This window comes from Microcoleus sp., from assembly GCF_049646505.1.
In the GTDB taxonomy this organism is placed as follows: domain Bacteria; phylum Cyanobacteriota; class Cyanobacteriia; order Cyanobacteriales; family Microcoleaceae; genus Microcoleus.
Genome location: NZ_JBARVX010000499.1, coordinates 23,474 through 43,910, shown reverse-complemented (window position 1 = coordinate 43,910; position 20,437 = coordinate 23,474). Strand labels below are relative to the sequence as shown.

General features: G+C 47.4%; 11 protein-coding genes and 1 tRNA gene. 6 read left to right on the top strand and 6 right to left on the bottom strand.

Annotated features, from left to right (window positions below):
* Positions 1-20: 20 nt before the first annotated feature.
* The 3 genes from WBA89_RS23995 (at position 21) to WBA89_RS23985 (ending at position 1,892) form a co-directional block, all read left to right on the top strand.
* Entirely contained in the window at positions 21-1,214 is a 1,194-nt protein-coding gene (locus WBA89_RS23995) for a pentapeptide repeat-containing protein (RefSeq protein ID WP_424409950.1), read from the top strand.
* Between the two features lie 205 nt (positions 1,215-1,419).
* A complete protein-coding gene (locus tag WBA89_RS23990) occupies positions 1,420-1,623 on the top strand; it encodes a hypothetical protein (RefSeq protein ID WP_194012618.1) in 204 nt (67 codons plus the stop codon).
* The gene (locus WBA89_RS23985) at positions 1,620-1,892 is read left to right on the top strand and encodes a type II toxin-antitoxin system RelE family toxin (protein WP_424409936.1); all 273 of its coding nucleotides are present in this window, start codon (positions 1,620-1,622) and stop codon (positions 1,890-1,892) included. Before WBA89_RS23990 ends, WBA89_RS23985 begins: the two co-directional genes overlap by 4 nt.
* 244 nt (positions 1,893-2,136) lie before the next feature.
* Here WBA89_RS23985 and dpdE read toward each other — a convergent pair whose 3' ends face one another.
* The 5 genes from dpdE to WBA89_RS23960 form a co-directional block, all read right to left on the bottom strand.
* Positions 2,137-5,472: a protein DpdE gene (gene dpdE / locus WBA89_RS23980; RefSeq protein WP_424409937.1), complete on the bottom strand. Its 3,336-nt coding sequence runs from the start codon at positions 5,470-5,472 to the stop codon at positions 2,137-2,139.
* Positions 5,473-5,715: 243 nt separating this feature from the next.
* Entirely contained in the window at positions 5,716-6,393 is a 678-nt protein-coding gene (locus WBA89_RS23975; protein ID WP_424409939.1) for a glutathione S-transferase, read from the bottom strand.
* Between the two features lie 236 nt (positions 6,394-6,629).
* Positions 6,630-7,577 carry a rhodanese-related sulfurtransferase gene (locus WBA89_RS23970; protein WP_424409940.1) on the bottom strand — a complete coding sequence of 316 codons (948 nt, stop codon included), beginning with the start codon at positions 7,575-7,577 and terminating at the stop codon, positions 6,630-6,632.
* Positions 7,578-7,631: 54 nt separating this feature from the next.
* Positions 7,632-7,703, bottom strand: a tRNA-Gly gene (locus WBA89_RS23965).
* 410 nt (positions 7,704-8,113) lie between these two features.
* A complete protein-coding gene (locus WBA89_RS23960) occupies positions 8,114-9,898 on the bottom strand; it encodes a calcium-binding protein (protein ID WP_424409942.1) in 1,785 nt (594 codons plus the stop codon).
* Positions 9,899-11,059: 1,161 nt separating this feature from the next.
* On the opposite strand from WBA89_RS23960, the gene WBA89_RS23955 reads away from it, so the two are divergent.
* Positions 11,060-14,809 carry a chemotaxis protein CheB gene (locus tag WBA89_RS23955; RefSeq protein ID WP_424409943.1) on the top strand — a complete coding sequence of 1,250 codons (3,750 nt, stop codon included), beginning with the start codon at positions 11,060-11,062 and terminating at the stop codon, positions 14,807-14,809.
* A 796-nt stretch (positions 14,810-15,605) separates the two neighbouring features.
* Here WBA89_RS23955 and WBA89_RS23950 read toward each other — a convergent pair.
* Positions 15,606-17,375 carry an efflux RND transporter periplasmic adaptor subunit gene (locus WBA89_RS23950; RefSeq protein ID WP_424409944.1) on the bottom strand — a complete coding sequence of 590 codons (1,770 nt, stop codon included), beginning with the start codon at positions 17,373-17,375 and terminating at the stop codon, positions 15,606-15,608.
* Positions 17,376-17,861: 486 nt separating this feature from the next.
* Here WBA89_RS23950 and WBA89_RS23945 point away from each other — a divergent pair, with 486 nt between their 5' ends.
* Both WBA89_RS23945 and WBA89_RS23940 read left to right on the top strand, forming a co-directional pair.
* Complete coding sequence (locus WBA89_RS23945; RefSeq protein ID WP_424409945.1) at positions 17,862-18,995, top strand: AI-2E family transporter; 1,134 nt, start codon at positions 17,862-17,864, stop codon at positions 18,993-18,995.
* A gap of 338 nt (positions 18,996-19,333) precedes the next feature.
* Positions 19,334-20,401, top strand: coding sequence for an ABC transporter permease (locus tag WBA89_RS23940; protein WP_424409947.1), 1,068 nt, complete (start codon positions 19,334-19,336; stop codon positions 20,399-20,401).
* Positions 20,402-20,437 lie beyond the last annotated feature (36 nt).

Genomic DNA, 20,437 nt, shown 5'->3' with positions numbered 1-20,437 from the left:
GAGCCAGCACTTCTCCCGATATGCGATCGCTAGAGTCTCACAACAAATACCCCGATTGCTTGTGGATGCAATTAGAAGCAATTCCAGTGCTGTCGGTTGGAACCGAAACCCAGCAGCTCGACATTCATTTGAGCCTGAATTTTAACGAGCATTGGGAACCCATACTCGGCGGTAGGGTCAAATTTGGCTTGCAAGGCGGGACGCTCAAGCTCAATCTGGAAAACTGCGAAATTCCCGTAGCATCACGTCAGTTAGTCGGTGATTTCAAGCTGTCGCCAATTCAAAGCAGCACACAAGTTTTATTTACAGAAAATCCTGCGGTAGTTCTAGAAAGTGAAACGGCAGAAAAAGCCAAAGAAAATCATGGCACTTTGTGTCACGTTTCCACCATAGGCGACGATACAACGCCTGCGTGGATTTTCACATTGGAGCGCGCTGATTCTGTATTAAAAGGTTTGCTAAAAAGTGTTAGAATAGCTGAATTAACAGCCAAACCATTGCGGATTGCAGCGACTTTTGAAGTTGCCAAAGAAGATATTTATATCACAGATGCTGAGGGTTTGTGGCTGCATGATATTACGCCAAATCAACATTCGGTTTTAGAAAGAATCTTGACTGTATATTTGCAAGCAAATAAACTCCAACCTGCTCTCAGTTGGGCGCTGTTGTCCTACAATTTGCCTGCGGTGGAACAGCCAGAGGAGGAAATTGTCCCGGAAGCTCAAGCTAAATTGCAACAAATGGTCGATCGCATTATCTCTGCTGAAACCGACAACTTTACAGAGTTGGCAAAAATCGCCAATCTCAATCCAGCACGAGATTTCGCGGGCGCTAACTTGCGCGGAACTACTTTGAATGCAGTTGATTTTAGCAGTGCAAAGCTCCAGGGAGCAAACTTCCGAGGTGCAAACCTCAGCGATGCCGATTTCAGCGACGCCAACCTGCAAAATGCCAAATTCGGCGGTGCAGATTTGAGCGGCGCTTTCTTAGGAAATGCCGATTTGAGCCGCGCCGATTTGTACCGCGCCAGTCTGGCTTTAGCAAACCTCAGCGGTGCCGATTTGAGCCGCGCCAATTTGCTCGAAGTGAACTTAACAAATACTAATTTCAGCGGTACGAATGTCGAGTCAGCAAGGTTTGGGAATAACTCTGGACTTGCGGAGGATGTGAAGTTGAATTTACAGCAGGGGGGAGCGATTTTTGAGGATGTTTAGTTCCTAAGTGCGACAACCCTTTCATCCATCCGCATCCCTCGTGGCACGGGCATTTCGCCTGTGCGATGGCTTCAAAAAAATCCCGTGAAGCGTAGCTATCCCGTAGGGAATCGACCATCATCAAACCTTGTAAAAAAAAATCCCAGTTAAAATAGAACCATCATTTCCTATCAACTCATCTCCACATAAAAGTATATAAAAGTATATGAAGATAGAAGATTATCCACTTGCCCAAAAATTGATATTAGATGCCGAAGGCAACATTAGTCAAGTCATTCTAGATTATACCGACTATAAGTATTTATTAGAAGCTATCGAAGATAGAGGACTTCTGTTAGCTATGCGCGAAGTAAAAAATGAAAAGCCGTTAAATTTAGGGCAAGCACTTGCAGAACTGGAAACAGAATGAAAGTCGAATATCTGCCCAGTTTTTTGAAGGATTTAAAAACTCTTAAAAGTACGCCTGCTTTTGTGCAAATCAAGGAGTTTGCTTTTGCGGAAATTCCCAATGTTAATGATTTACAGACAATAGTTAACTTAAAAAAATTGAAAGGCGATGATAATGCGTATCGGTTTCGGGTTGGCGACTATCGAATAGGTTTTTATTTTGATGGCGAAACAGTTACTTTTGCAAGAGTTCTTCACCGGAAAGATATTTATCGCTACTTTCCACCCTAAAGCTGTTTTTAAGAAACAATTTGATTAAATAAAGAGCGATCGCCCTTTCATCCATATCCGTCCATCCTAGCACGGGTATCTTGCCCGTGCTTCCGGATCGGGTCAAAAAGAGCGAAGGAGGCAGAGCCTCCGGATCGGCATTACCAGGCAGAGCCTGGTAACGAGAAAAAGAGCGAAGGAGGCAGAGCCTCCGGATCTGCATTACCAGGCAGAGCCTGGTAACGAGAAACTCCACCCAAACCAGCTATCCTTCTTCCTTCTCCTTAACAGGAGCGCGCCCAGAAATCACAATAAATCCCACCGACTCAAGAGTCATCTGGGGGCGGCGAATTCCCGCTAAAACCGCTTCACTCAACGCACTTTCGGTACTGATTTCATCACCCAAAACCGATTCTAAAAGTTGTTCGGATTTAGAAAGTCGATTCAATCGCAATTGCAATTGATTCACCCGGTTTTTGAGTTGGATTGCAGCACTGACAGCAGAATTATTGCACATTTCCACAAAAGCCTCGCGCCCTCGCAGCAATTCCTCAGATACCACCCGGCTCTTTTGACAAAAATCATCCCATTCCAACGGATCGACAAAACTGTCAATCAGCGAAGTACGATTTTTAGACAAATTATAATCCCGATTCGGGCCGCCTTTGCCTTTATAACCCCGCTGCAAAATCTGCAGAACTTCCGCATCTTCCACCAGAGACATCTGCTCGCCGCGAGCATCTACAAACACAGTTTCAAAAGTTGGGATAAACAGAGCATCAGCGCGCCGCTGCAAAGCTTTCAAGTTGTAATTGTCGATGCTTTGTGCTTGCAAAACTAGAGCCGCAGGTTCCACATCAGTCTGGATAGAATAATTAAATTGGAAGCCGAACCACTCCATCCCTTCCGCAGCATCCCAACTTTGATCGTGCCGCCACATCGCAAAAGCTTGACCCCGATCGTCCCAGCGAATGTAAGAGCCAAGTGCATCGATCAATCCCTCTCCAATGCGGTAAAGAACGACATCGGTATTTTGATGAGCAATGCGGCGATTGTAACTACCGTACTGCTGACAATAAGGAATTAATCGAGTTCTCAAATCGTTTGAAGGAATCAAGGTTTTTTGAGTGGGTTGATAGCGGATTAACCCCGATACTGTCGGATGTTCGATTTGTTTGAAGTGGAGAGCTTGACAAAGCCAACCTTCCGTCGCCCGCTGCATTTCTTTATGGCGGTCGTCGCAGTTTTCGAGGGATTCAAAATACTGAGATGCGCTGTCTTCTAGAGTGTCAATTTCATCTAGAACGTACTGTTCGTCGATTTTTGTTTTCTCTTGGGCGATTTGATTTTTGATTGATTCAATTTCGCTTGACAAGCCCTTTGCTCCCTCAGCAAACAACTTTGCTTCAAGTTCTAGCTGTTTTTGTTCGGCATAAAACTGAAGGCTGGCGATCGATTTGTTGAAGATATCGAAGCCGTCTTTTAAGACTTGAAACCAAGCTTCGTGGGGACTTTCTGGCAGATCCGGGCCCGCAAACAAACAAAATTGTACTCCCATTTTGCTGCCAATGCGATCGACTCTGCCGAGTCTTTGTTCTAGCTGGTTGGGAAACCACGGTAAATCGAAGTGAATTAACCAATCTGCTATTTGTAGGTTTACCCCTGTTTCTGCCGATCGATCGCACACTAAGATAAAACAATGCGGCTCAGTCTTAAATCGATGCAGACTAGCCTCAACATCATCCGCAGACTTGCCGGTGTCGTGGCTGGCGATCGCCTTTTTACCAAATATTTTAGCTAAGTTTTCCGCAATCTCTTGACAACTTGCCGTAAAACTGGTAAAGATTACAATCTTCGGGAAACGTTCGCCCGGAATCGGCCGTTTAATTTGCTGTTGAATTCTCGATAGCAAATCGCGAGAATTGCTGTGATACTCGCGCGGAACCTTCAAAGCAACTGCCAAAAATCGCAAAATAGCAATTCGCAACAACGAGAGTCTGTCGAGTCCTTCCTGGGGCTTTTGCAGGCTGTTGAGCAAGGTTTCCAGCATTTCCTTTTCTTCGGGAAACAGCGCTGTTTTGGTCAAAATTGCGGTGTCGCTTTGTCCGAATTCGCGATCGAGTTCAGGAGTCGATTTTTTCTGCAAGCGAGCTTTGACAACCCGTTCCAAAACATTCAACCAAGTACCGGAAGCGCGGAAAAACAGCAGAAAAATTCTCTGATATTCGCTGGATTTGGGAGCAGCAGCGCGCCATTTATCGAATACGCTTTGAATTTCCGACCACTGTTCGTCATTGAGATCGTACTCGGTTTTGGGGACACAATCGCGATCGAAAATCACATCTTCCACTGCATCCCGGCGGTTGCGGAGAATGCGGCGGTGGAGGCGGTAGGTATTGCTAACGTGAGTGCGAATAGTTTGGACAAGGCGAGATTGTTCGGCGGTTTCTGCGGTTTTCAAACAAGTTTCTAACTCGTCGATCAATCCGAGCAAATAATCATCTTTCGCAAACAGAGTGCGGAGTTGAGCGATTTTTGTTTGCAAAACTGCCGGCTTTGCTGTTTCTCGGAAATCTAGCAAGGCGCGGCCGATTTCCTGACGGTTCTGCACTCTTTCTTTGAAATTTTCGAGGTCATCTAGACGGTAAGTAGTCGGGTCTAGCAAGTGCAGCATCGTGAGATAATCTTGCTCGTGACCGATAACTGGCGTTGCAGATAATAACAATAAGTTATGGCTTTTTTGAGCTAGTTGCTGGCATAGTTCAAAGGATTGTTGCTGATTGCGATCGCCCGAATTAGCCATTGCGGCCAGTTCCTGGGCTTCATCCACAATCAAAAAATCCAGGTTGGCGTTGCGGCTAATTTGATTGATTTCGCTAATAGCAACAAGCTGCACTCGGTCAGCAAAATGAGACAAATAGAATTTATTTTCTAACTCTTGTCGCCACTGTTCGAGCAAATATTTGGGAACGAGCACTACAGCGCGTCCGTTGGGATCGTCGAGTAGGAATTGGCGGAGAATTGTCCCGGCTTCTACGGTTTTCCCCAGTCCTGTTTCGTCTGCTAACAAATAGCGCGCGATCGGGTCTTCTAGGACGCGCCGGACGACTTCAACTTGGTGCGGGTAGAGCTCTATGTTAGCAGAAATTAATCCGGTCATGCCACGGCTGACGGCGCGCTGTTCGATCGCAGATTGCACAAATGCCAATCGCCGATCGTGAAAATACGGTGTTTCTTGGCCTTTGACTGCTAAAATATCGATCGGATCGGCGATCGGGATATTGCAGCGGACGTAAAGTTCGGTTTCGACAGCTTGCAAACTTTGGCTGTCGGGGAGGTCAATTTCGTATTCTAATTTATCTTCATCCCAGTCATAAATTCGCCCGATTATCCACCTTTCCTGAGTGTTACTCCAGAGGTAGCAGCGGGTTTGTCGCTGAAGTCTAGCTTCTTGTAGCAAACCCAACGCTATAGTTTTGCGAAAGCGGTTTTTTACTGAGCAAAAATATTCAATTACGGCATCGGTAGACGATACCTCGACAACTTTTCCGATTCCCAAATCGTTTTTGGGCGATCGAACTAACGAACCAACCTCAATCATAATTTCAGCCTGACAATACTCACTAGAATACACTAACGCTTGATACCAATTTCATAAAGTAGCACTAGATCTTACCCCCCCAACCCCCCCTTAGTAAGGGGGGGCTTCGGACTTCATCTATAGCATATATTTAGAAAAATGGTATGAGCGACCAAAATAACATTAGTTCAGGTTCGCAGTCAGGACTTTAGTCCTCTGTTGGATGCGGAGTGAAGTCCTGACTACAAACCGGTTGATAGGTAATTACGATCGCCCAAAAACAACGCCTGCATTGCCAGATTCCCATTTTGGGTATTTGTGCATAATACTAGCGTAGATTTCCGAGTCTGTAAACCCTGTTAACCAAGCTTGTAGCTGATACCAAGGCTGTTGGTTGAACCAATTTTTATCGGTATGAGCGAATTGACGGACAAAAGGTGCGATCGCGCGATCGGCCAATGCTACATTATTACCATACAAATATTTAGTCCCGTTTAACTTTGCATTGAGTTTTTCCAGATATACAGCAGCTTCATCTCGATGTACTCTAGCCTCAACACCAGCATAACGTTCCGGGTATTTATAACGGTCGAGATGATATTTAAAGCCACTATCAAATTCAGCAATTAGTCCTAGCATTTCTGCAACAGTACCTTGTTCTGGAATCAACCATTTTTCAGGATCGTGTTGTTCTAATGCCCACAACATGATATCAATACTTTCATCCAGTACCCGCCCGTCAACATCAATCAATATCGGTACAGTACCCTTGGGCGATACATCTAACATTTCTTGTGGCTTGTCTCGCAAAACAACTTCCCGCAACTCGCACACCCGATTGCTAACCATCAGCGCCAAGCGCGCGCGCATAGCATAGGGACAGCGGCGAAAAGAATACAAAATTGGATAGGTTGTTGACATATAGGATGAGTCATTAGTCATTAGTCAGTTGTCATTAGGAAGGCTTTAGAGTCAGAAACCGGGTTTCTTTCTAAATTTCACGTCACCCAACCAGAGTTTTCAGAGAAACCCGGTTTCTTGAGCTTAGTGCTAATACTATGAAGTAAGTCATTGCCAAAAAAACATAGTATATGGTAGGGGCGGGTTTAGCTAATAATCTATGATACCAACCAGTTTATAAAGGCAAAACCCGCCCTCTTTCTCCCCCATCTAATGTCTTAATCTATCCCATTATCAACTTTTTCCTTCAGATCATAGCGCGCGCCGATATGTGTTTGATTGCGGCGTTTAGCAAGCTCAATCTGACGCTGCCGCTCCGATAAGCCTTGTTTTTTGGTTTCAGTTTTCGAGTCATGACAATGAGGACAACTTACACCAACTACAAATAATTCAGAAGCTTTATCTTCCTGACTAATCGGGTGACGACAACCGCGACAAAGTTCGTAGTTACCAGGCTTTAATTCATGAACAACAGAAACCCGTTCATCAAAGACAAAACATTCACCTTCCCAACGACTTTCTGCTGCGGGCACCGTTTCCAAATATTTTAAAATTCCGCCTTCGAGGTGATAGACTTCTTCAAAACCTTGAGAGCGCAAAAAAGCCGTAGATTTTTCGCAGCGAATACCGCCAGTGCAAAACATTGCTACCTTGGGTTTTTCGCGCAAAGCAGCTTCTTTGAGCGCCCATTCTGGCAAGTCGGAAAAGCTTTTTGTTTTGGGATTAATAGCGCCTGCAAAAGTACCCATAGATACCTCGAAGTCGTTGCGTACATCAACTACCACCACATCAGGATCGTCAAGTAGCTGATTCCACTCATCGGGTTTGACATATTTGCCAGCCATGAGAGATGGATTAATATCAGGTATTCCCATCGTGACGATTTCGCGTTTTAAGCGGATTTTTAGGCGGTAAAACGGTGCTTTTTCGGAAAAAGATTCTTTGTGAACCAAATCAGCAAAACGCGCGTCACGGCGCAAGAATGCGAGGACTGCGTGGACGCCTTCTGACGAACCGGCGATCGTCCCGTTGATGCCTTCTGCAGCCAACAAGATAGTGCCTTTGACGTTGTGGTTGTTGCAACAATCGAGTAGCGGTGCTTTGAGGTCGGCAAAATCCGATAGTTCAACGAACTTATATAATGCAGCGGTTAAGAATTTAGCCATAAATTGAATCGATCGCACTAATTAATTTTCATAGTTATATGAAAATTCAGTTAAAGCGGGCGGTGGGGCTCGAACCCACGACGTCCAGCATGGGAAGCTGACATTCTACCACTGAATTACGCCCGCGCTTAGTCTATTGTACCTGCTTTTACTTTTGAGTTATTGCGGTCAAAAATGACTAGAGAAACATTATACAACTATTTTGCGATTCTGAGTCAACTATTTTGAGAATTAAGTTTCGGTGCCCGATCGCCCCTCCAAACAAAAAAAGTCCTGCACCAAGGGCAGGACTGAATCTAATACCAAATTCATAAAATAGCGCTACATATCTACCCCCCCAACCCCCCCTTATAAAGGGGGGGAGTAAAACTTTCGGTAGTAGCATAACTTTATGAAATTGGTATAATACCAAATCCGGGTTGGGGATAGATCCCCTTGATGAACCAGTCGGCGCAGGCCGACTTTGTTTGTGTAAACCTGGTTTCAACCGCCGGGGCCATTGGACAATCGATCGCCCGACCGATCGCCCTCAACCGTTAAACAAAGCGCAAAGAACTGCTGTCAAGGCCAAAACCAGAAACAGGTTGGACGATCGCGATCAACTCGTCATCCGCCCCAGTCTTCTTGAAAATAGCAGCACCCTCGGGCAATCCAGCCGGAGAAGCGCCGATCCTGTAGGTGCTCGGAGCGCCTTGAAGTTGGATGATATCGTTACTGGGGTTGTAGCCGACAATCAAAGCGTAGTCGCCAGCGCCAGTGCTGCTATCGATGCCGTCGCTGTAGTAGAACTCTGTGGCATTTCCCAGCAAGAAAGTATCGCTACCATCTGCACCAATCAGCGTATCAACTTCGCCGCGTCCGGGATTAGCACCGGTATAGTCAACACCAACCAAGATGTCGTTACCTTTTGTGCTGTAGAGGAAATCGTTGCCGCTACCGCCAAACAAGACATCATTATTTTCACCGCCGTACAGAGTATCGCTACCCTCGCCGCCGAGTAAAGTGTTGTTGCCGAGTTCGCCGCCGAGGACATCGTTACCAGCGCCGCCAAATATCAAATCGTCAGCTTTGCCGCCCAATGCGGTATCTGCACCGTCGCCGCCGACAAGGGTGTCGTTGCCGAGGTTGCCAAACAAGAGGTCGTTGCCGACATCGCCGAATAAGCCGTCATCGCCTTTGCCGCCAAATACGATGTCGTCGCCGCCATTGCCTCCCACGGTGTCATTTCCAGCGTTGCCATACAAGATATTGTTGGCTTCGCTGCCACCGATCGCGTCGTTGCCACTGGTGCCCAAAACCTGTGGCAATTCGCTTGGTGCGGGCCTGTTGGTGAATGTGGGTGCGATCGGCTGTGCGATCGACAGTGCTGCTGCGGGCGTGAAAGGTGGAGGTGTTGGTGTTGGTGTGCCCGGTGTGGGTGTGGGTGTGCCCGGTGTTGGTGTGGCTGCCGGTGTTGGTCTTATAGGAATAGGAATAGGCGTTGTCGCTGGTGTGGGCGTTGTCGCTGGTGTGGGCGTTGTCGCTGGAGTTGGCGTCGTCGCTGGTGTGGGCGTCGTCGCTGGTGTGGGCGTCGTCGCGGTCTCCGGTAAATTAGCGGCCAGGATATCGGCACCCGATAAATTACCCACAGTTTCAATGAACCCAGCACCTTGGACAGTCGGGGATGCACCGAAAAAGTCTAAAATCACAACGTCATCGGTAGCCCTGATGATGCCGTCTTGATTGATGTCGATGGCTAAACTCGTGCCTTGGCGGCTCAATCCCAGAGTACCTGATGACAGCGACAGCGACAGCGCAGTGCTGGTACTGATCTGGTTGTCAAAATTCACAAAGTCTAAGCGATTGATGCCGCCAGTATCCTGAATTTGAAGTTGACTCTGGCCGTTATCCCGCAGCAAATAGCGATCGTTACCTGCACCGCCTCGCAGCACACTCCCAAATCCAGCACTGAGCGTATCATCCCCCGCACCGCCTTCTAAGATGCTATTACCACCACTGAGAAAGTCATTGCCCGCACCGCCATCTAAGGTGCTAGTGCCAAAGCTGAACAGGGTGTCGTCTCCATCGCCGCCGGCCAGGCTACCCCTTGCATTCAGAAAGTCATTGCCCGCACCGCCATCGAGAGTGTTATTGCCAAAGTCGCCAAAGAGGGAGTCATTGCCCGCACCTCCACTGAGGTTGTTGTCTCCTTCACCGCCTAGCAAGGTGTCGTTGCCTTCTAAGCCAGACAAAGTGTCGTTGCCTTCTAAGCCTGTGATGTTGTCATCATCTGGGGTGCCTGTCAGGTTGTCGTTTGAGGATGTACCACTTAATACTGCCAATGTTTTTTTCCTGTTTGGGATAAACAGGTGGGGGCTAATTTTGAGATAAGCGCCACACCTTATTTATCTATCAGGACTTTTCCACAAAAATTATGCAAATTGTCCAAAAAAGTTTTTTTAGGCCAATTTTTACAACACAGGGTTAAAAATAGTGTTTGTATCTAAAAGTACACGCAGGCACATAAATTACTTAAGTAATACCAATTTAATGTGAAGTTGCACATCTTCCGATCGCCCTACAACAAATTTTGTGAATCCTGCAAAGATTGCTGTATAGCCCAATACCGTTGGGTTGAGCATGATTGTAGGTTGGGCGGAGCGAAACAGAGGGTTCGTTCCAGGGCCCAACCTACAATTAGTATGTTTGTTTTAAACATCGAACTTTATAATAAAATAGAAGTCATATTTGTGGCCGCAGTTTATGAAATTGGGATTGGGTGAGGTACACTCCCGCAATCGGTAATTAGTAATCGGTCATAAATTATAGCTACTAGCTAACCCGAACTCAAATAATCTGGCAATTACCTATTATTTGTTCCCGCTTTTTGAGCGAACCTCATGTTACTTAGAACTGACATCTCGCACCATTCTCAACAAACTCTTAAAAACCGGGTTTCCGAACTAGAGAGATAGGTTGTGATGCTAATTTTGCGGTCAAAAACCCGGTTTTTGCCACAGGTGCAAGATATCAGTTAGAACCGAAAACTTAATAACTCAAACACCTCCTACAGTTCTCTCTCCTGTAAGTTGCGAGAAAGAAGGAGGCAGAGCCTCCGGATCTGCATTACCAGGCAGAGCCTGGTAACGAGCAAATAGCAATCCTAAATCATTCATGCAGATATGTAGGGGCGGTGCCCCCGTGCCCGCCCTCCGAGAGATTGGGCAACGTAACGAGCAATACGAGCAATTGCTTAAATTATTAAATTTTCATTCCTGAGAACGGCTGCTAATAGTATGGATAGCGTTCACAAATCATTTGGGATAGCTAGAATAATTATTCTAATTTGAAATTCGATCGCTCCTACTCCCAAAGTGCGGCTCAATATATCGGCAGGTAGATGGCTGAAGCTTCATTTTATGATAAAGTGTAGTATCTTTAATAAGCATAAAAAAACTAGATTAAGAAGTGCTGCTCGAACAGCAAGATATCGGGTATAAAACATGAGTTATAAAAAAAATTCTAAGAAATCTCAACCAAAAGCTGATACCAAAGCTGAAGAAAAGCAGCAGGACGATCCAAACGAATTATTTCCAGTCGTCGGAATAGGAGCCTCGGCCGGTGGACTGGAAGCCTTTAGGCAATTACTCAGCCATTTGCCGATCGATACCGGCATGGCGTTTGTAATGATTCAGCATATGTTACCCACTCAGGAAAGCGTGTTGAGTGCGATTCTGGCCCGATCGACCCAGATGCCCGTGCATGAAGTGACAGAGGGGATGCTCCTAGCACCGAATCAGGTATACGTCATCCCCCCGAACTTCAGCATGACCGTAGCTGGAGGGATGCTGAAGCTAACGCCTCGCGGCAGAGAACGCGGGGCATTTATGTCCGTCGATATTTTTCTGTGTTCTCTGGCTGCAGAACGGGGGAACAAAGCCATCGCCGTCATTTTGTCCGGGGGCGACGGCGACGGAGCCCAAGGGTTAAAAGCGATTAAGGCCGCAGGCGGTATTACTTTTGCTCAATGTGAAGGATCGGCACAAGTCAGCAGTATGCCGAATACTGCAGTGGGCACGGGTCAGGTAGATTTTACTTTACCACCGGAAAAAATTGCCGAGAAAATAGCAGAGATCGGCCGCCATCCCTATATTGCCGATCGGACTGCGACAGAACCGACCGCCAGCGAAGATGCGACGAGCGAAACTAAAAATGCGATCGCCACCATCTACAATTTGCTGCGCGCCGCTACAGGAGTTGACTTTACTCACTACAAGCAAACCACCTTGAACCGGCGGATGCAGCGGCGGATGTTGCTGTACAAGCTGGAACGGATCGAGGATTATGCCGCATATCTCAAAAACACCCCCACAGAAGTAACGGCGCTCTACCACGATGTCTTAATTCATGTCACCAGCTTTTTTCGCGATCCCGACAGCTTTGAGGCCTTAAGCACCAAGGTTTTTCCCGAAATCGTCACAGGTAAATCCTCAAAAACACCGATCCGAATTTGGATTGCCGGCTGTTCTACGGGCGAAGAAGCTTATTCGATCGCCATTTGCTTGCTAGAGTTTTTAGCAGATCGAGCTACTAATCTGCCGATTCAGATTTATGCCACAGACATCAGCGAAAGTGCGATCGCGATCGCCCGCCGCGGCTTTTATACGCAGGCCCAAGTCGCCCATATTTCGCCCCAACGCCTGAATCGGTTCTTTGTCCGAGTCGAAGGCGGATACCAAATCGCTCAGGCGGTGCGCGAACTCTGCGTCTTTGCCAAACAAAACCTGATCGGCGATCCGCCGTTTTCCCGGATGGATTTGATCGCCTGTCGGAACGTGCTGATTTATCTCGGCCCCCCGCTGCAAAAAAAGCTGCTGCCAATTTTCCACTACGGGCTTCGGCCCGCAGGCTTCTTGCTGTTGGGCACTTCGGAAACAGTTGGTGACTTTTCCGAATTGTTTGCGCTATTCGACAAAAAAAACAAAATTTATACTAAAAAACTGCTGTCGCATTGGTTGAGCATGGATTTAACTGCTAGCAACTATCCCGCTACAGCAGTCAACCCTCCACCGCTGCTGGCGGAAAGCTTAAACGAAATCCAAATGGAAAAACAAGCCGATCGCATTGTTTTGAATCACTATGCCCCTGTCGGCGTAGTGATTAACACCGCCAGCGAGATTCTGCAATTTCGAGGACAGACAAACGCCTACCTAGAACCGGCCCCCGGTAAGGCGAGCTTTAATTTGCTGAAAATGGCAAAAGAAGGATTGCGCCTCGAACTCCGCGCTGCAATTGAACAAGCCTCGCAGCAGCAGTTGCCGGTCGCCCGCCAAGGCTTGCAAATTAGAGAAAGCGAGATCGTCCGCCTGGTCAAAATTAACGTGATTCCCTTCCCAACAGGCGCTGCTGTAAAAAACTATTTTTTAGTTTTGTTTCAAGACGAGCCGCCGATTCCTGCAATGACTGCTGCAAACGATGCTAGAGTCAACTCCGATCCTTTACAGGGTGAAAGTTTGGAGATTGCGAGGCTGCAACAAGAACTCAAAAGCACAAAAGACCACCTGCAGTCGATCGTCCAAGAACATCAAGCCGCCAACCAAGATTTGAGAGCCGCCAACGAGGAGATTTTGTCGAACAACGAAGAGTTGCAAAGTACAAACGAGGAACTCGAAACCGCAAAAGAAGAGATTCAAGCAACCAATGAAGAACTGAACACGATTAATGACGAATTGCAGCGGCGCAATCTTGAATCGAATCAGGTGAACAACGATTTACAGAATCTGCTCAGTACCATCAATATTCCGATCCTGATGCTGGGAGGCGACCTGCGAATCCGCCGGTTTACTCCCGCAATCGAAGGCATCTTCAACTTGATTTCTGCCGATGTGGGGCGCTGTTTGAGCGACATCACTCACAAGTTGATACTGCCGGATTTAGAGCCAATGATTTTAGAGGTGATCCGCACCCTCAACGTGAAAGTTCAGGAGGTTCAAGATCGAGAGAATCGCTGGTACGATCTGCATATTCGACCGTATCGGACGATCGACCACAAAATTGATGGGGCTGTGGTGATGCTGGTGGATATCAACGATCTCAAACTCAGCGCCCAGCAGTTGACGGAAGCGAAAAATTATGCCGAAACGATCGTAGAAACAGTCCGGGAACCTTTGCTAGTGCTGGATCTAAACCTGCAGGCGATCACCGCCAACCGTTCTTTCTACGAGACGTTTCAGGTGATGCCGATCCAAATTGAGCAACACTCGATCTTCGAGTTTAGTAACAAACAGTGGAATATTCCCGAGTTGCGATCGCTCCTCGAAGAAATTACGACTGGCAATCCCGAATTTCACCATTTGGAAATAGAGCAGGACTTCGAGGCGATCGGGCATAAAATAATGCGGATCAATGCCCGCAAAATGCCTCCCATCGGCGATATACAGATGATTCTGCTGGCGGTAGAGGATATCACCGAGCAAAAACAGTTGGAGGCAGAACGCAGCCTGCGGATGCAAGAACAATCGGCTCGCGCGGCTGCCGAGGAGGCCAACCGAGTCAAAGATGAGTTTTTGTCCGTCCTCTCTCACGAACTGCGAACGCCCCTGAATGCGATAATTGGCTGGGCACAGTTGCTGCAACTGAAAAAATTTGACGAAGCTAAAACCCAGGAAGCGGTAAGAACGATCGAGCGCGCCGCCAAAGCACAAAACCAGCTCATCGATGACATCTTAGACGTTTCCCGGATTAGCACCGGCCAGTATCGGCTCAGCGTTTCGGAAATGGAACTCAATCCACTGCTTGAAAATACGATCGAGGTGGTTCGTTCGGCAGCACAAGCCAAAAATATTCAAGTTGAATCCTGCCTAAGTCCTTTAAAACCAATAGTGTTGGGAGATCCGAGCCGCTTGCAGCAGGTTGTGTGGAATCTACTTTCAAACGCCATTAAATTCACCCCAGCCGGAGGCAAAATTGACATCGCATTAGACTGCATTGATGGCATGGCTCAAATCCAAATTAGCGATAATGGTCAGGGCATTGACCCTGATTTTCTCCCTTATATATTCGATCGCTTCAGTCAGGCCGACAGTAGCTACTCTCGCACAGAGGGTGGATTAGGGCTAGGACTCTCAATTGTCCGTCATTTAGTAGAACTCCACGGCGGTACCGTTAGCGGAACAAGTTCGGGTAACGGACAAGGAGCAACGTTTACCGTGAAGTTGCCACTGCGAACAGATATCCCAGAAAGTGATATCTAATCCGGGGAAGAAAACCCCCTTTATCAGAAAATTGGGTTGAAAACCCCGTCCTTTTAGGACGGCTTTAAGTTAAGATGTAGATGGTCACTGACCCGCCCGGATTTGAGATACTCCAAAATAAACAGCAAGGTTGAGAGTCCTGCCAGAGTTGCGATCAGAAATAGGGGAAGCAAGAGGGCAACGGCAAAGTCCGACCTTTGAGGCAACTGCAAGTTTTTGGGCTTGTGCGAGCAAAACGAAAAGTCGCCACAGGGCATTGGGAGACTCTAAACGGACGTGGAGCAAAGGTCAAACTACTTCGGTAGCGCATTGCAGTGAAGCGTCAAGGAATCCTCGCTCCTTTAGGACGAGGAGGTATGTCAATATCCATGAGTGCGTAAGTATATGGATGAAGTCTTAGCCCCCCCTTAACAAGGGGGGGTTGGGGGGGGTAAGATCTCAATACGGTTCACTTAACATATTTATGCCCCGGAGATCCCCCTAAATCCCCACCCCCCCCTGCCCCCCCCCAGGGGGGAAGAAGGGGGACTTTGATCCGATTCTGGTCCCACCCCCTACTCCCCTTTTTTAAGGGGGGTTAGGGGGGATCGTCTTAAGTAAACCGTATTGGGTAATATCTAGGGCTACTTTATGAAATTGGTATAAGGTGCGTCGCCGCAAACAAATACCGCCGATCGCAAATATTATCGAGACCTGCACACAGCCGCAGTCGAAATATTAGAATTGGCATCTGCGTTCATCTGCGTCTATCTGCCTTCATCTGCGGTTAAAAAAGAAGGCAAAAATCTCAAAACAACTATTTACTAACCTTAACCCGATCGCCATCCTGAAGATAACCCGCCCCAGAAACAACCACGCGATCGCCCGCTTTCAGCCCTTTTTTAATCTGAACCCGAGCAGCCGTCAAATCGCCAACCGCGCCCCCAGAAATTTCCCCAACTACCACCGGCTGAGCCTGCACCTTATCCTCGCCCACAAGTTTGTACACAATAGAACTGCCGTCAGACTGCGGTACAATAGCTTTAGCAGGAACTTTCAAAGCTTGCGCCGCCGCTGTCACAATCGAAGCGCGCAAAAACATTCCCGATCGCAAAAACTCGCTTGCCGGCAAATCAACCTTCACCGTAGCTTGCCGATTTTGCGGGTCAACTAACGGCGAAATCTCTCGCACAGTTCCTGACAACTTAATCCGCTTGTCAGAATCAGAACTAATCTGCACTGCTGTTCCCGGCTGCACTTGCGAAATCTGAGTTTCCGGCACTTTCAATTGCAGTTCCAGCTTGTTGCCGCGAATAATCGAAAATAGTTTTTGATTCCCCGAAGAAACATCACCAACTCTAGCAATTCTTTCAGCAACAATACCGCTGTCCGGCGCTCGGACTGTAGTTTGTTCGAGTTGAGTTTCCAACTGTTGGACTTGTGCGTCATTGCTGCGAACACCTGCTGCATTGTTCCCAACATTTGCTTTAGCGCTGCTGACAGTTGCCGCCGCCGTATTCACTGCAGCGCGGGCACTGCTGAGGGCCGCTTGCGACGTACTGATATTAGCTTCGGCATTAACTACTTTAGCTTTAGCCGATCGCACTTCTTCGGCCGCCTTGTTCTGTTCTTCCAAAGCTTTATTCAAATCGGCCTTAGCCTTGTTCACATCTTGAAGAGCAGTTTCTCGTTCGGTTTTGCGCTGTTCCAAATCTTGTTGGCTGATTACTCCCTGCGCCGCCAAATTGGAAAAACGCTCTACATCTCTTTGAGCTTGAGCCAATTTAGCCTCGGCCGAAGCAATTCCCGCTTTAGCTTGATTCACACCGGCTTTAGCTTGCGCGACACCAGCTTGGGCTTGGCCGACACCTGTTTTAACTTGCGCTAAGTCAGCGACAGCTTTTTCAACGCCAGCTTCAGCTTGTTCGACACCGGCTCGGGCTTCTTTTTGGGTTGACTGAGCTTGCTGCACCTGAGCTTGCGCTTGTTCTACCGTAGAATCGGCCGATTGTCTTTTAGCAACTGCGGCGGCAATTTGCGATCGCAGCACCGAATCATCCAAAACCGCCATTACCTGATTTTTTTCTACCGCATCCCCTTCCTTCACCAAAACCTGCTCGATTTGCAAACCGTTAGCTTGCGGCAATACCGGCAGCAAATCGTAGGCGGCCGCGGTACCCGTCGCTTCCAGAGTTTGAGCCAGCTCGACGGATTCCGCAGGCGCGACTGTCACAGTTTGAGCCTCCGCCTGCTGAGCCGGCCCTGGGGCTGTAACCGCCGGCCGCGCGTTCTTGAGGCCCGCACTCAAGTTTACTGCTAGCAGCGTTGCAGCTACGCCAATGCCTGCGCCGGCCAACACAGTCACCCACCTGATGCCTTTGCTGCTGCGAACTTCTGATTGTTCCCCATCCATTTCTGGATTTTCTAGGGGTATTTCTCGTTCGTCTTCCCGATCGGAAAAATGCCAGCTAGAGCCGTCTGAGACCTCACTTTCAGGCGCGCCGGCTGCTGAGTTCCTGTCGCGCCCGTTCTGTACGGGGGGAAGAGGTGGCTTTTCTTCCGCTTCTGAAAAAACTTGATTGGTCACGCTGGTTCCTCTCGCCGGTTTGAGCCTTGGGTTTTTTTATATTGTAAAGAAAGATTGCAGTTTTTATATCTAGTTGATTTTAGCGGAGGGCGGCAGCAGTTGCGCCTCCTCCTTTCGGGTGAATGTGACGGCATTTCAGGTGAAATGGCGAATCCGAGGAAAGTGCGATCGACATTTAATGCGCCCAGGGTTCCTCGTCCAGTATTGTTAGCCTGATTTGGGGCCTGCGGGCGATCGGGCTAGCCCTGTCTGTCCCACAGCAGTTTTCCCGTCACCAATACCATTTTTCTAAAGATATGCTATGGATCAAGTCTTAGCCCCCCCCCTTAATAAGGGGGGGTTGGGGGGGGTCAAATCTAGCGCTACTTTATGAAATTGGTATAACTCATCAATCCTCACAGAATTAAGCCTAATTTTGAACAAATTATTGCTAAAATCAGGCACATCGGCTAAAAAGTTGTACCAGTTTAATTGACAAAAATTACAATGAACAGTGTTTTTTCTCCCGTCCAACAGTTGCTAATTACTTGGTTGCTAGTGCTAGTAACGGGATGGTTTACCCTAACTGCTATCAGTTATGTTGGGGAACTGGTCAGCATTTTAGTAACAGCCGGACTCATTGCATTCTTATTAAATTATGCAGTCCTCAGACTGGAAGCATTTTTGCCCAGGGGAGTCGCTGCAGCACTCGTTTACTTAATTGCGGGCTTGCTAGTAGTAGTAATCGGTTTAACTATCGTGCCGCCAGTGTTCACCCAAGCGAGGCAGTTGGGGGTGAAGTTCCCAGACCTGCTGGAGTCGGCGCGGATGCAGCTAGGTGAATTTCAAGCATGGAGTGCCGATCGCAATTTACCGTTTAACGTGCAAATATTGGAGCAGCAGCTATCAGCAAAAGTACAAGAGCAAGTACAGGCGATCGCTAGCACCAGTTTAGGTTTAGTCTTAGGTACCTTTAACTGGTTTCTCGACTTAATTTTTATCGTGGTCATTTCATTTTATATGCTCCTAGACGGCAAAAGAGTCTGGGAAAGTTTGACCAGCATTTTTTCCCCAGATATTCGCTACGTGTTAACAGAAACTTTGCAGCGAAACCTCCAGCGATTTGTATCGGGACAGTTGCTGCTGGGACTGTTTATGGCAATTTTACTAACTATCGCATTTTGGTGGCTGCAAGTTCCATTCTTCCTGCTGTTTGCCGTGTTTATCGGATTAATGGAAGTAATTCCGTTTATTGGAGCAACTTTGGGCATTGGAGCGGTTACTATAATTGTAGCATTTATCGATTGGTGGCTGGCGCTGCAAGTGTTGGCAGTGGCGATCGGTCTCCAGCAAATCAAAGACAATTTAGTCGCCCCGCGAATCATGGGGAATCTCACCGGATTGAGCCCGGTAATTATTTTCACAGCTTTGCTCTTAGGAGGTAGAGTGGGAGGATTGTTAGGAGTTATCCTGGCAATTCCGATGACAGGGGTGATCAAAAGTATAGTAGAAATCTTACTCAATCCCAAATTGCCTCCGCAAACAGGCTCGTTTTTCTACAATCCTTTTAGCGGAGAAGAATTGGGTAAAATAGCCGATAATGAAACTAAAATAATCTTGGTTGCCGATGAAAAAAAATAGTTTAATGTTTGTAGCAAAGACTTCAGTCCTTGCTGCTGAGTCCAGAAAGAATAGGACTTACGCACGCGAGGCAAAAAACCCGGTTTGCTCGTTACCAGGCTCTGCCTGGTAATGCAGATAGGCGAGGCTCTGCCTCTCTTTCTCTTTCTCTTTACCTCGCTGCTTCTGAAAACATAGGATTTTGGCAGATGTTTAAGTTATAAAATCTTCGTTCCTTAATAAGGACTAAAGTCCTGACTGCAAACATTTTGAGAAGGACTAAAATCCTGACTGCGAACCTTTTGAGAAGGACTAAAGTCCTGACTGCGAACCTACTGAAAATCTCAAACCTAAAACTTATGAAATGGTGGCAAAATCTTAGAAAAAATCCTCTCGCTCGATTGGGAGCAGTGGTGCTGTTAATTTTTTATACAGTCGCATTTTTCGCCGAATTTGTCGCGCCCTACGACCCCTACGACTCTCAATTAAACGGTTCATTGCTGCCGCCGACTCAAATTTATTTAAGCAGCCGAGACGGGCGATTTATCGGGCCTCACGTTTATCCGACGACTCAGGGCCCGGTGGATGCGAATACGGGCGCTCGCGAGCTAATTGTAGACTGGCAAAAACCTTCTGCTGTCGGTTTATTCGTCAAAGGTTCTCCCTATAAGTTTTTAGGAATTTTACCTTTGGATATCCACTTATTTGGAACTACAGGAGCCGCCAAAATTAACATTTTAGGCACGGACGAACAAGCGCGCGATCAGTTCACCCGCCTAGTACACGGCAGCCGAATCAGCCTCAGCATCGGTTTAGTTGGTATAGCAATTTCTTTTCCGTTAGGATTGTTAATCGGAGGAATTTCTGGTTATTTTGGCAGTTGGATTGACAGTATTTTAATGCGATTCGCCGAAGTATTGATGACGATTCCCGGACTTTATTTATTAGTAGCCCTAGCAGCAGTCCTTCCCCCAGGCTTAACCAGCGCTCAGCGATTTATATTGATTGTGCTGATTACTTCATTTATCAGTTGGGCGAGTTTAGCGCGGGTAATTCGCGGTCAGGTACTATCAATAAAACAACGAGAATTCGTGCAGGCGGCGCGGGCTATGGGCGCGAATCCAATTTATATTATTGTCCGCCACGTTTTGCCACAAACTGCAACCTATGTCATTATTTCTGCTACTTTGGCGGTTCCCGGTTTTATTGTAGCGGAGTCGGTTTTGAGTTTAATTGGATTGGGAATTCAACAGCCCGATCCTTCTTGGGGAAATTTGCTATCTTTGTCTACTAATGCTTCAATTTTAGTGTTGCAACCTTGGTTGGTTTGGCCTCCGGCGACACTGATTATTTTGACTGTTTTGGCGTTTAATTTGTTGGGGGACGGGCTGCGGGATGCTCTCGATCCGCGCAGTATTCAAAGGTAATTGGGAATGGGGAATGGGGAATTGGTAATTCAAATA

Coding starts and splice junctions, on each gene's coding strand:
- WBA89_RS23995 (WP_424409950.1), top strand. CDS start 21: ATGCGATCGCTAGAGTCTCACAACAAATACCCCGATTGCTTGTGGATG.
- WBA89_RS23990 (WP_194012618.1), top strand. CDS start 1,420: ATGAAGATAGAAGATTATCCACTTGCCCAAAAATTGATATTAGATGCC.
- WBA89_RS23985 (WP_424409936.1), top strand. CDS start 1,620: ATGAAAGTCGAATATCTGCCCAGTTTTTTGAAGGATTTAAAAACTCTT.
- dpdE (WP_424409937.1), bottom strand. CDS start 5,472: ATGATTGAGGTTGGTTCGTTAGTTCGATCGCCCAAAAACGATTTGGGA.
- WBA89_RS23975 (WP_424409939.1), bottom strand. CDS start 6,393: ATGACTAATGACTCATCCTATATGTCAACAACCTATCCAATTTTGTAT.
- WBA89_RS23970 (WP_424409940.1), bottom strand. CDS start 7,577: ATGGCTAAATTCTTAACCGCTGCATTATATAAGTTCGTTGAACTATCG.
- WBA89_RS23955 (WP_424409943.1), top strand. CDS start 11,060: ATGAGTTATAAAAAAAATTCTAAGAAATCTCAACCAAAAGCTGATACC.
- WBA89_RS23945 (WP_424409945.1), top strand. CDS start 17,862: ATGAACAGTGTTTTTTCTCCCGTCCAACAGTTGCTAATTACTTGGTTG.
- WBA89_RS23940 (WP_424409947.1), top strand. CDS start 19,334: ATGAAATGGTGGCAAAATCTTAGAAAAAATCCTCTCGCTCGATTGGGA.